Origin of the sequence: Hyunsoonleella pacifica, from assembly GCF_004310335.1 — a bacterium.
GTDB classification, from domain to species: domain Bacteria; phylum Bacteroidota; class Bacteroidia; order Flavobacteriales; family Flavobacteriaceae; genus Jejuia; species Jejuia pacifica.
This window is the reverse complement of the sequence record NZ_SIRS01000002.1, coordinates 13,436-25,804: the sequence shown is the minus strand read 5'-3', so window position 1 is coordinate 25,804 and position 12,369 is coordinate 13,436. Positions and strand designations below refer to the sequence as shown.

Annotated in this window: 10 protein-coding genes; all 10 read left to right on the top strand. The window is 32.4% G+C overall.

The genetic code is table 11. The annotated features are described in order from the left end of the window. Positions 1–41: 41 nt before the first annotated feature. The 10 genes from EYD46_RS03520 (at position 42) to EYD46_RS03475 (ending at position 12,348) form a co-directional block, all read left to right on the top strand. Positions 42–1,529: a S10 family peptidase gene (locus EYD46_RS03520; protein WP_130936222.1), complete on the top strand. Its 1,488-nt coding sequence runs from the start codon at positions 42–44 to the stop codon at positions 1,527–1,529. 112 nt (positions 1,530–1,641) lie between these two features. Then, positions 1,642–2,223 carry a Crp/Fnr family transcriptional regulator gene (locus tag EYD46_RS03515; RefSeq protein WP_130935689.1) on the top strand — a complete coding sequence of 194 codons (582 nt, stop codon included), beginning with the start codon at positions 1,642–1,644 and terminating at the stop codon, positions 2,221–2,223. A 54-nt stretch (positions 2,224–2,277) separates the two neighbouring features. Further along, positions 2,278–3,015 carry an SDR family NAD(P)-dependent oxidoreductase gene (locus EYD46_RS03510; RefSeq protein WP_130935688.1) on the top strand — a complete coding sequence of 246 codons (738 nt, stop codon included), beginning with the start codon at positions 2,278–2,280 and terminating at the stop codon, positions 3,013–3,015. A gap of 505 nt (positions 3,016–3,520) precedes the next feature. After that, a complete protein-coding gene (gene rplS / locus EYD46_RS03505; protein ID WP_130935687.1) occupies positions 3,521–3,874 on the top strand; it encodes a 50S ribosomal protein L19 in 354 nt (117 codons plus the stop codon). Positions 3,875–4,703: 829 nt separating this feature from the next. Continuing rightward, positions 4,704–6,911 carry an NADP-dependent isocitrate dehydrogenase gene (locus tag EYD46_RS03500; protein ID WP_130935686.1) on the top strand — a complete coding sequence of 736 codons (2,208 nt, stop codon included), beginning with the start codon at positions 4,704–4,706 and terminating at the stop codon, positions 6,909–6,911. A gap of 214 nt (positions 6,912–7,125) precedes the next feature. Further along, positions 7,126–8,370 (top strand): efflux RND transporter periplasmic adaptor subunit, encoded by a 1,245-nt coding sequence (locus EYD46_RS03495; RefSeq protein ID WP_130935685.1) that lies wholly within the window; start codon positions 7,126–7,128, stop codon positions 8,368–8,370. Position 8,371: 1 nt separating this feature from the next. After that, positions 8,372–9,745 (top strand): ABC transporter permease, encoded by a 1,374-nt coding sequence (locus tag EYD46_RS03490; RefSeq protein ID WP_130935684.1) that lies wholly within the window; start codon positions 8,372–8,374, stop codon positions 9,743–9,745. Between the two features lie 38 nt (positions 9,746–9,783). Further along, positions 9,784–11,259 carry a TolC family protein gene (locus EYD46_RS03485; protein WP_229731289.1) on the top strand — a complete coding sequence of 492 codons (1,476 nt, stop codon included), beginning with the start codon at positions 9,784–9,786 and terminating at the stop codon, positions 11,257–11,259. Positions 11,260–11,303: 44 nt separating this feature from the next. Continuing rightward, positions 11,304–12,125, top strand: coding sequence for an N-acetylmuramic acid 6-phosphate etherase (murQ, locus tag EYD46_RS03480; RefSeq protein WP_130935683.1), 822 nt, complete (start codon positions 11,304–11,306; stop codon positions 12,123–12,125). Beyond that, a complete protein-coding gene (locus EYD46_RS03475; RefSeq protein ID WP_229731290.1) occupies positions 12,112–12,348 on the top strand; it encodes a DUF6095 family protein in 237 nt (78 codons plus the stop codon). Before murQ ends, EYD46_RS03475 begins: the two co-directional genes overlap by 14 nt. Positions 12,349–12,369 lie beyond the last annotated feature (21 nt).

Here is a 12,369-nt window from a genome sequence, read left to right as displayed (position 1 = left end):
ATAGATTTCATTATCTTTAAACAAAAAAATAAATAGTTATGATGAAACAACTTCTTTATGCATTACTATTAAGTGTTACACTTTTTGGCTTTTCTCAAAAAAGAATGATTCCTGTGGATACAACAGTAGTAACTACTCATTCTGCAACCATAAAAGGACAATCTATAACTTATAAAGCTACAACAGGCACGCAGCCAGTTTGGAATACAAAAGGAGACCCAATAGCTACTTTGTTTTACACCTATTACGAACGTAATAATATTAAAAACAAAGCCGAAAGACCGTTGGTTATCTCTTTTAATGGCGGACCTGGTTCAGCTTCTGTCTGGATGCATATAGCCTACACAGGTCCAAAAGTACTTAAGATTGATGATGAAGGTTATCCTGTACAGCCTTATGGTGTTAAGGACAATCCAAATTCTATTCTAGATGTAGCGGATATTGTATATGTAAATCCTGTAAACACAGGGTATTCTAGAATGATTGAAGATAAGGACGGTAAATTACCAGAACGTAAAACTTTTTTTGGTATAAATGCCGATATAAAATATTTAGCAGAATGGATTAACACCTTTGTAACAAGAAACAACCGATGGGAATCGCCAAAGTATATTATAGGAGAAAGCTATGGTGGCACTAGAGTAATGGGATTAGCTAAAGAACTACAAGAAAACCAATGGATGTATTTAAACGGTGTTATTTTAGTAAGTCCTGCTGATTATAAATTATACAATACAAATCAGCCTGTATATTCTGCATTAAACTTACCCTATTTTACAGCAGCTGCTTGGTACCAAAAAGCATTACCAAATACGCTACAGCAGAAAGATTTATTGGATATTTTACCAGAAGCTGAAGATTTTGCCATTAATTCACTCATGCCAACTTTGGCCAAGGGAGGTTTTGTCTCTCAAAAAGAAAAGCAAGAGGTAGCTGAAAGAATAGCGTACTATTCTGGATTAAGTAAAGCATCCGTTTTACAAAATAATTTAGATGTACCTACACGTTTTTTTTGGAAAGACTTGCTACGTAACAAAACTGGACAAATAATTGGGCGTTTAGATTCAAGATACTTAGGTATAGATAAAAAAGAGGCTGGAGATAGTCCTGACTATAATCCAGAGTTAACATCCTGGTTGCACTCCTTTACACCAGCCATAAATTACTATTTAAGAGAGCATTTAAATTTTAAAACAGATGTGAAGTACAACATGTTTGGAGATGTACACCCTTGGGACAGACGTAACGACAATGTACGCGAAGGTTTAAGACAAGCCATGGCACAAAACCCCTACTTAAAGGTGTTGATACAATCTGGTTATTATGATGGAGCTACCACCTATTTTGCGGCTAAATATACCATGTGGCAGGTAGACCCTAGCGGTAAACTAAAAGATCGCTTTACTTTTAAAGGGTATCGAAGTGGCCACATGATGTATTTACGTAATGACGATTTGATAAAGGCTAATGATGATTTGAGAGATTTCATAAAGGGGTCACTAGCTAAAGGGAAGGCTGCTAAATATTAATATTGGAGTTAGAGTTTCACTTAACTTTGTGAAAAATTTCTTCTAAATTCGTTTACCGGCGGATATAAGCCATTAAAACGGCACACGTTACCTGCAAACAAAAACAATAAAAATGAATAATTTAATAGCTCTATTTAACTCTATTCTACCTCTATCAAAAAAAGAAGAGCTGATAATAAACAAGTATCTAACCTTAGATAATTATTCAAAAAAGGATTGTTATAATGAAGAGGGGAAAATCTGTAACAAATTAGGATTTGTTGAATGCGGCGTATTCAAAGTTTCTAGTTTTAAAAATAATGGAGACGAATATATTAAGTATTTCGTTAGTGAAGGTCACTTTTTAATTGACTTAGATAGTTTTTTTCATAAAACTATTTCTACCGAAAACATCGTAGCTCTAACAGACAGTGAGATTTTTACTATTTCACGTTCTTCATTTAACATATTAAAAAATGAAGTTTCTAATTTTTCGGAAATAATTAGCGAATTAAAACAAAGAGCATTATTAGAAAAGCTTTCAATAAAAAATGAAATGTTAGTTGATGATGCATTAACTAAATACACAAAATTTATTCAAAGATATCCAACTGTAGCTCAACGAATTTCTCAGAGACATATCGCATTACATCTGGGTATATCCGAGTACACTTTAAGCAGAATCAGAGCAAAAAAAACATTTCTTGCCTTATAGCAAACTTTTCTACAATTGAGTCATTTACATTTGTTGAAATGTTAAATATCAATTATGAAAAAATTAGATGATAAAGTAGTTTTAATTACGGGAGCATCAAAAGGCATAGGTGCTGAAATTGCTAAAAATATGGCAAAAGAAGGTGCTAAAGTTATTGTCAATTACAATAATGATAAAGTTGGAGCTGAAAGAGTAGTATTAGAAATTGAAAAACAAGGAGGTAAAGCAATAGCTATAAATGCAGATGTAACAAATAAAGAGCATATTGAAGTTCTTTTTAAAAAAACGAAAAGCATATTCGGCGAGATTACCACTTTAGTAAATAATGCTGGCGTATATAAATTTGAACCAATAGAAACAATTACCAAAGATGAATTTCATAATCATTTTAATACTAATGTTTTAAGTGTGTTTTTATTAATTCAAGAAGCCATTAAGCATTTTGATAATAACGGTGGAAATATTATTAATATTAGTTCTATTGCAACTGTCAAATCTACCCCTTTTACTTCACTTTATTCTGCTTCCAAAGGTGCTATTGATTCTATTACTAATGTATTATCTCAAGAACTTGGACCAAAAAACATCAGAATTAATTCCATATTACCAGGCCCTACAGAAACCGAAGGAAATCAAATGAGTCAAGAAATAAAATCATTCGTTACAAGTAATACACCATTAGGTAAAATTGGTAGAACAACTGATATTGCTCAATTAGCTGTATTTCTAGCTTCTAATGATGCTTCATTTATTACTGGTCAAAAAATTGGAGTTTCTGGAGGATTTGAATAGCTCAAATGGTAAATCAGTTATGAAGAAGCCAGCAGGTAACAACGTATAAAAACAATGTGGGTTTTGTGGATAAGTTCGAAGTTTAGTTTTCTTTAGTATATCTGTTCATACTTATTTACTATTTCGGTTACTGATAAATAACAAAACTTAAACAAGTATAAGCTCAGTTTGGGATTTGAAAATTCTTGATTTCCTAATCCCAAACTGTTCTTATGCAAACCCAATTAAACGAACCTCTCCAAAAAAAGCAAAACTCTTAAGCTTAAACCTATGCCAGCAAACACACCCGCGTTAAGGATTGCAGAGGAAAGCCCACAGCGCCCCACTAAAAGGATGCGAGGACTTGCAACGTAAAGCCTGACCCCTTGTGGGTAACGCCCAAATAAAAAATAAATTATTAATTGTGCATTGTTAATTATTAATTATATTTGCAGCCAATTTCGGGTTAACCTCTGGCGAGAATCGTGAATGTTGTTTCGAATCAACTATTTTTAATTAAAAAGAAATGGAATCTTTAGTAAAATTTGTTCAAGACGAATTTGTAACAAAAAAAGACTTACCAGAATTTAGTGCTGGTGATACAATAACGGTTTATTACGAAATTAAAGAGGGTAACAAAACAAGAACCCAGTTTTTTAGAGGCGTAGTAATACAAAGAAGAGGTTCTGGGACTTCTGAGACATTTACCATTAGAAAAATGTCTGGTTCTGTAGGTGTAGAACGTATTTTCCCAGTAAATTTACCTGCTTTACAAAAAATTGAGATTAATAAGCGTGGTAAAGTACGTCGCGCACGTATTTATTACTTTAGAGGGCTTACTGGTAAAAAAGCTAGAATTAAAGAAGAAAGAAGAAAATAATTCTTCATTTAAAATAATTGAAAAGCCTTGGATATTCTCCAAGGCTTTTTTTATTAACAAAAGTTAATAAGTGTAGTTTATAACCAGTTGATATATAATTTATTATAAACTTTGAAACTTGAGTCGTTTTATTTTATCTTTAGAGAAAGAATAAGTAGAGGTGTTAACACGTTTAACTTAATTCTGTTAAAGTAACGTTCTTTACATATTGTTGTTTTTTAAAGGTTTAGAGTTTTAAATATTCTCATTAAAAATAATAAACCGAGAGGTAGCAAAAATATTCGATTCAATGTAAATTGCTTGAGTAAATATGCTATCGTCAACTTTGGTTACACCTAAAGTGTTTCGATAAAGTAATGTTTGGTCGAAGTAAATACACCTAGTGTATATACAGTCAAATGCAAAGAAAAACAACCCACTGAAGCAATGAGTGATAGGTCAATACATTTTGAAAATCACAATAGTATGCTTCATTGAAGTAACCAAATTTGGGTTTAAAAAATTTAGGATTAGTTCTTAGATGGTTTTTGATTATATAATCAAAATTAAATCACGTGAGGTTATTTCAAAAAAGCCATGTCATATTAGATTAAGTTCTACAGTGATATGGCTTTTGTTTTTTTAATACTTTCAGCCTGTAATTCTTAAAAAATTCGTATTCTACAAAGCATTTATTAAAAGAATCCTAAATGTGTAATAATAGTGCACTTTTCGGTTAAACATGAGCCTTAAATAAATTCCAATTTTTGTATATTCGCAGTCGCTAAAAACGAATCGTCTTTTTTCTACTGTTTTTAGTTATACTGGTACTAAAAAAATTACTACACACATGTCTAAAATAATTTATACTAAAACCGATGAGGCTCCTGCCCTAGCAACACGTTCTTTCTTACCTATTGTTAAGGCTTTTGTAAAATCTTCTGGTATTCAAATCGAAACTAAAGATATCTCTTTAGCCGCAAGGATTTTAGCAATTTTCCCTGATTTTTTAACTGAAGACCAACGTGTTTCTGATGATTTGGCTATACTTGGCGAAATGGCAAAAAAACCCGAAACTAATATTATAAAGCTACCCAATATTAGTGCTTCTGTTCCTCAACTTAAAGCTGCTATAAAAGAATTGCAGGCTAAGGGGTTTGATATTCCTGATTACCCTAACGATCCAGAAAATGACACTGAAAAAGATATTAAAGCCCGTTATGATAAAATTAAAGGTAGTGCGGTAAATCCTGTTTTACGTGAAGGTAATAGTGATAGACGTGCACCAAAAGCAGTAAAAAATTATGCGAAGAAGAATCCGCATTCTATGGGAGAATGGACAAGTGATTCTAAAACGCATGTAGCTACTATGAGTGATGATGATTTTGCGCATAATGAAAAGTCAGTAACACTAAGTGATACAACAACTATTACTATTGAGCATACAGATGATAATGGTAATACTACAATACTAAAAAATAGTTTTCCTTTACTTAAAGGAGAAATTATCGACGCTACTGTAATGCGTAAAAAAGCACTAATTAGCTTTTTTGAAGAACAAGTTGAAGATGCTAGAGATAAAGGTATCCTGTTTTCATTACACATGAAAGGTACTATGATGAAAGTTAGCGACCCTATTATTTTTGGTCATGCTGTAAAAGTATTTTTTAAAGATGTGTTTTCAAAGCATGGTGCTGTTATAGAAGAACTTGGTGTTAATGTTAATTCTGGTCTTGGAAACTTATTAGAACGTATTCAAGAATTACCTGAAGATAAGCGTACAGAAATTGAAGCTGATATTGCAGCAACTTACAAAAAAGGGCCTGGTATTGCCATGGTAAATTCTGATAAAGGCATAACCAATTTACATGTGCCAAGTGATGTTATTATTGATGCTTCTATGCCAGCAATGATTCGGACTTCTGGAAAAATGTGGAATGCTGATGGGGCACTACAAGAAACTAAAGCTGTAATTCCAGATAGTAGTTATGCAGGTGTATATGCAGCAACTATAGATTTTTGTAAAACAAACGGTGCTTTTGATCCTACTACTATGGGAACTGTACCAAATGTTGGCTTGATGGCTCAAAAGGCTGAAGAATACGGAAGTCATGATAAAACCTTCGAAATCCCTTCTAAAGGTGTTGTAAAAGTGGTTGATGCTTCTGGAAATGTTTTAACACAACATGATGTAGAGGAAGGCGATATTTGGCGTATGTGTCAAACTAAAGATGCGCCTATTCAAGATTGGGTAAAATTAGCTGTTACAAGGGCTAGAGCATCACAAACACCAGCTGTATTTTGGTTGGATGAAAATAGAGCCCATGATGCTGAATTAATTAAAAAAGTTAATACTTACCTTAAAGACCACGATACTAAAGGTTTAGATTTAAGAATTTTAGCGCCAATTGATGCTACCTTATTTACTTGCGAAAGATTAAAAGCAGGAAAAGATACTATATCTGTTTCTGGAAACGTATTACGTGATTATTTAACAGATTTGTTCCCAATTTTAGAAGTTGGTACAAGTGCAAAAATGTTATCTATTGTACCTTTAATGAATGGTGGTGGTTTATTTGAAACTGGTGCTGGTGGATCTGCTCCTAAACATGTACAACAATTACTTGAAGAAAATCACTTACGTTGGGATTCTTTAGGTGAATTTTTAGCTTTAGCAGTATCTCTAGAACATTATTCTGAGGTAAATGATAATGCAAAAGCAAAAATTCTTGGGGAAACTTTAGATGATGCTACTGAGAAACTTTTGGAAAACAAAAAAGGACCTTCTAGAAAAGTAAATGAATTAGATAATAGAGGAAGTCATTTTTATTTAGCTATGTATTGGGCACAAGAGTTAGCTAATCAAGCTAAAGATGCTGAATTAAAAGCAGAATTTGCCACAATTGCTAAAGCCCTGGCTGACAATGAAGACACTATTGTAAACGAGTTAATAGATATTCAAGGAGTGTCGACAGACTTAGGAGGCTATTATGAACCTACCGATGCTGCCGATGCTATTATGAGGCCCAGTACTACTTTTAATGCTATCATTAAATAGGTTCTCAAACTTTATAATTACAAAAAAGCTCCTTTATCAGGAGCTTTTTTTATTCATAAAACTTACTTATTCAAATAGATAGCCTAAAATATAATTTTAAGTTAAATTTTACGTTGCCTATATTGTATCCATAAGAATTTAACTACTCCTTAAGAGTTTTATTTATTTTAATATCTACATTTGAATAATCATCCATCAAAAAACCAAACCAAATATGTCTAAAAAAAGACTGATTATAGTTGGCGCTATAATTCTTACCTTAATTGTTGCATACGCCCTTTTAGGCAACGAAAATGATGAAAATGCACCAGTAACTACCAAAGTAACAAAAGGCAACTTTTTAAATGAAGTGATTATCTCTGGAGAAGCACAGTCTACCAGCTCAAAAAAAATTATGGGCCCTGCTGGAGCAAGAAGGTATCGCATATACCAACTAAAAGTTCAGGATTTAGTTCCAGAAGGCACAATAGTAAAGAAAGGAGATTATATTGGGAAATTAGACCCATCTGAAATCAATGCAAAAATTTTAGATGCTCAATTAAACTTAGAAAAAGCACAGTCCAAATATACCCAAGAACAGTTGGACACTACGCTTACCCTAAAGCAAGAACGAAATAAAATTAAAGATTTACAATTCAAGATAGAAGAAGACAGCTTAGAACTAGAAAGGTCAATTTATGAACCACCAGCGACAATAAGATCGCTACAGATAGGTATCGAAAAAACACAACGCGATCTACGTGAAAAAAAAGCGGACTACTATATTAGAAAAAAACAAGCAAATGCTAAAATGATAGAAGTTGGCACAGAGGTATCAAAAATTAAGAAAGAAATAGAATCCTTGGCTGAATTACAAGGTCAATTTACTATTCGCTCTCATGATGACGGTATGGTAACTTATATTAAAGACTGGGGCGGCAATAAGATTAAGGTTGGCGCAAATATTTCTACATGGGATCCTGCAGTAGCAAGTTTGCCAGACCTTACAAAAATGGAATCGAAAACCTATAGTAATGAGGTTGATATAAGGAAAATTAAAAAAGGGCTAAAGGTTAAGGTTGGTTTTGATGCTTTTCCAAAAATTCAATTAGATGGTGTTGTAACAGGTGTAGCCAATGTTGGCGAGAATAAAAAAGGTTCAGATATTAAATTGTTCCAAGTGCTAATAAAACTTAATGATACCGATAGTAATATAAGGCCAGGAATGACAACTTCAAATAGAATTATTACTCATGAAATAGAAGATGTCTTAATAGTTCCTCTTGAAGCAGTATTCTCAAAGGATTCTATCAGTTTTGCATATTTAAAATCTGGATATTCCATTGCAAAAAAAGAGATAAAATTAGGAATATCTAATAACAATAGTGTTATTATTGAAGAAGGGCTTAATGAGGGAGACATTGTTTATTTAAACAAACCTGAAGGTCTAGAAGAAAAGGATATAACACCTCTAAAATAAGATGATAGACAAGCTATTTTTAGAAAAGCTCAAATCTACCTTTAGTGAGGCGTTTTGGTTTATTAAGACCAACAAAGTTAGAACCTTTTTAACTGCACTGGGTATCATTTTTGGAGTAGCTTCAGTTATTACCATGCTGGCTATTGGTAATGGTGCTGAAAAGGAGATTTTGGCACAACTAGAACTTGTAGGTGTAAACAATATAGTAGTTACTCCAATATCTGATGAAGGTAAAGACGAATCCGAAAATGATGAGGAGAACACCAAAAAAGAAACTAAAAAATTCTCTAAAGGTCTTGATATTTTAGATGCAAAAAGTATTGAGTCTCATATTCCTTCGGTAAAATCGGTTAGCCCAGAAATTATTTTGGATACTTATGTCATCAATAATGGAAAACAAAATTCAGTTAAGCTTGTAGGTGTATCTTCAACCTTTTTTGATGTTTCAAATATACAAATTGAAAAAGGCTCAAAGTTTAACAGTTATCAAATAGAAAATGCACTACCTGTTTGTATCATTGGTAAAAAAGTAGAAAAAAAGTTATTCACTGGAGAGACTGCAATTGGGAAATATATTAAAGTCAAAGATGTTTGGTTGCAAGTGATTGGAGTTATTGAAGAAAAACTAATTTCTGATAAAGCACAAGAAAATCTTGGAATACGAGATTTAAATCAAGATGTTTATATACCAATACAAACCTTTTTAGTAAGATATAGAGACAGAAAAATCATTACAGATAAGATACAAGAAAGTACGGGAGGCTTTGTAGTAGTTAATGGAGGTAATCAAGGTGGGCCTAAAGAGCGAATTCCTAGAGGCAACTACCATCAAATAGATAAATTAACTGTTCAGGTTTCAAATTCGTCTATGCTAAAAGCTTCAGCAGAAGTACTTAGCAAAATGTTGAAGCGAAGGCATAATGATGTATTAGACTTTGAAATTGAAATCCCAATTCAACTTCTTAAACAACAACAAAAAACAAAGCAAATATTTAATATCGTACTAAGCATTATAGCTGGAATATCGCTACTTATAGGTGGCATAGGTATTATGAATATAATGCTAGCCTCAGTACTTGAACGCACAAAAGAAATAGGTATAATTCGTGCAATTGGAGCTACTGAAGAAGATGTAATATTACAGTTCCTATCTGAATCAATTTTAATTAGTGTTGGTGGTGGCATTGTAGGTATTATTCTTGGTATAGTTGGAGCTTACATTATTGAAATCGTATCTGGTATAGAAACTGTTTTGTCCTTAAATTCAATATTAATCTCATTTGTTATTGCAGTAATAATTGGATTAGTATTTGGAATATTTCCCGCTAAATCTGCTGCAAATAAACGGCCTATTGAAGCATTGCGCTCAGAATAAAAAAAATCAAAATAGTCATCAATCATAAATCTCATCTTTTGAAACACACAATCTATTTTAATTTAATTGTTGTTATTTTTCCTTTACTCCTGTTTTCACAATCAAAAAAAATAACTTTAAGCGAAGCTATAAGTATAGCACAACAAAAATCGCCCGATTACAAAATAAACCTTAATCAAAATCAGCGTAATTATTGGCGGTATAGAAATTATAAAGCTAGTTTTCTACCAGAATTAAGACTTCAAGCTACTCTACCAGACTATCGAAATCAAGTACGAAGAATTACTAATGATGCTGGTCAGGATATTTTTGTAAATCAAAATCAACTACTAGTTGAAGGTGGATTGTCTATCTCACAAAGTATACCTTATACAGGAGGAACACTTTCAATAAACACAAATTTAGAACGTGTTGAATTATTTGGGTTAGATGACAATGTAGGGTATTCTATTATCCCTTTTACAGTAAGATACTTTCAAAATTCTTTATTATTTAACCCTTTTAAATGGGATAAAAGAATTGAACCTTTAGTTTATGAGGAATCAAAAAGAGAATTTGTCGAAAATATGGAACAGATTTCGGTGAGTACTTCAAGACGATATTTTCAGTTGCTAAGAGCACAAAAGCAATTAGAAATTGCTGAGACAAATCTCTCAAACCAAGACACCCTGTATCAAATTGCTAAAGGTAGATTTAAAGTGGGAAAAATTGCTGAAAATGACTTATTGCAAATGGAGCTTACACTCTTAAACTCCAGAAACGATGTTACTACAAACGAAGTTGAATTAAAAAGAACCTCTCAAAATTTATCTAGATATTTAGGTTTAGATAACGAAAACATTGAGCTATTGGTTCCTGAAGAATTACCCCTTTTTGATGTTGAAATAGATAAAGCATTAGAAGAAGCACAACAAAATAGGAAAGCAGTAATAGAATTTAGAAGAAGACGTTTAGAGGCTGAACGCGAAGTGGCCGAACAAAAAGGGAATAACAGATTAAACATTGGGATTATAGCTAATTTTGGAATTTCAAACAACGGTAATGATTTTAATAACCTATTCAATAACTTTAATAGACAACAAAATGTATCTGTTTCTTTGGGTATTCCAATATTTGATTGGGGTGTTTCCAAATCGCGTATAAGAATGGCGCAAGCAGATTTAGATTTAACAAAAACTAATATTGACCAAGACCAGCAGGAATTTGAACAAGAGATCTATTTGCATGTACTAAACTGGTCCAACCAAAGAGAATTTTTATTGACAGCTGAAAAAGCTAAAGAAGTAGCACAAAAACGATATAATATATCTAAAAAAAGATATATCCTTGGAAAGATTACAATTACTGATTTAAATATTGCGCTTCAGGAAAAAGACCGAGCATTTGTACAATATCTCAACTCACTCCAAAAGTTTTGGCAAGATTATTACATACTTAGGCGACTAACTTTATATGATTTTATCAATGATAAAAAAATAGAGGTTGAAGACATTCTTTATGATTATAAACCTTGATACATTAGCACGGTTATTATTCAAAAATCATGTATTTTTGAAACATGACCTTCATTAAAACCACCGAACAAGATTCTAATCACAATCATCTGGAAAAGATGAGTGTTTCAGAGCTTCTTACAAATATTAATGCAGAAGATAAAACAGTTCCCAAAGCTGTGGAGCAAGCGCTACCACAAATTGAAACGTTGGTAGTTCAAATCGTAAAGAAACTAAAAGAAGGCGGACGCTTATTTTATGTGGGTGCAGGTACTAGTGGCAGATTGGGTATTGTTGATGCTTCCGAATGTCCCCCAACATTTGGTGTACCGCACGAATTAGTTATTGGTTTAATTGCTGGTGGAGATACCGCCATAAGAAAAGCTGTAGAATTTGCTGAAGATTCTACAACCCAAGGTTGGAAAGATTTACAGGAATACAATATAAATTCAAAAGACGTTGTAATTGGTATCGCTGCATCTGGTACTACGCCTTATGTTATTTCTGCTTTAGAACAATGTAATGAAACTAACATCATTACAGGGTGTATTACATGCAACCATAATAGTCCTTTATCCTTAACAGCTAAATATCCAATAGAAGTTATTGTAGGTCCAGAATTTGTTACAGGAAGTTCTAGAATGAAAGCAGGTACAGCTCAAAAATTAGTATTGAATATGATTACCACATCAACTATGATTCAACTAGGACATGTAAAAGGTAATAAAATGGTAGATATGCAATTGAGTAATAATAAGCTCGTTGATCGAGGCACAAAAATGATAATGAAAGAAATAAATGTTTCTGAGGAAGAAGCTTTACATTTGCTAAACCAACATAAAAGTGTGCGCAACGCCATAAAACAGTATAATAATGGAAGAAAATAGAACAGATAAACAAGTATTATTTAAAGGTATAAAAATTCTTGTTTTTGCTTTACTAAGTTTATTTATGGGACCAATACTATTAAGCTTTGCATTTAGTAAACCTGATGATAAATTATATTACCCTTTACTTATTGTTGGTTGTGCAATTTCTGCTTTGGCTGTTGTAATGTTATTTAAAGGCATACGCACTATTATGAATAGTATGTTTAAAAAGAAGCAATAATTCAGATAGATTAATTCTCAT

Coding starts and splice junctions, on each gene's coding strand:
- EYD46_RS03520 (WP_130936222.1), top strand. CDS start 42: ATGAAACAACTTCTTTATGCATTACTATTAAGTGTTACACTTTTTGGC.
- EYD46_RS03510 (WP_130935688.1), top strand. CDS start 2,278: ATGAAAAAATTAGATGATAAAGTAGTTTTAATTACGGGAGCATCAAAA.
- EYD46_RS03500 (WP_130935686.1), top strand. CDS start 4,704: ATGTCTAAAATAATTTATACTAAAACCGATGAGGCTCCTGCCCTAGCA.
- EYD46_RS03495 (WP_130935685.1), top strand. CDS start 7,126: ATGTCTAAAAAAAGACTGATTATAGTTGGCGCTATAATTCTTACCTTA.
- EYD46_RS03490 (WP_130935684.1), top strand. CDS start 8,372: ATGATAGACAAGCTATTTTTAGAAAAGCTCAAATCTACCTTTAGTGAG.
- EYD46_RS03515 (WP_130935689.1), top strand. CDS start 1,642: ATGAATAATTTAATAGCTCTATTTAACTCTATTCTACCTCTATCAAAA.
- rplS (WP_130935687.1), top strand. CDS start 3,521: ATGGAATCTTTAGTAAAATTTGTTCAAGACGAATTTGTAACAAAAAAA.
- murQ (WP_130935683.1), top strand. CDS start 11,304: ATGACCTTCATTAAAACCACCGAACAAGATTCTAATCACAATCATCTG.
- EYD46_RS03475 (WP_229731290.1), top strand. CDS start 12,112: ATGGAAGAAAATAGAACAGATAAACAAGTATTATTTAAAGGTATAAAA.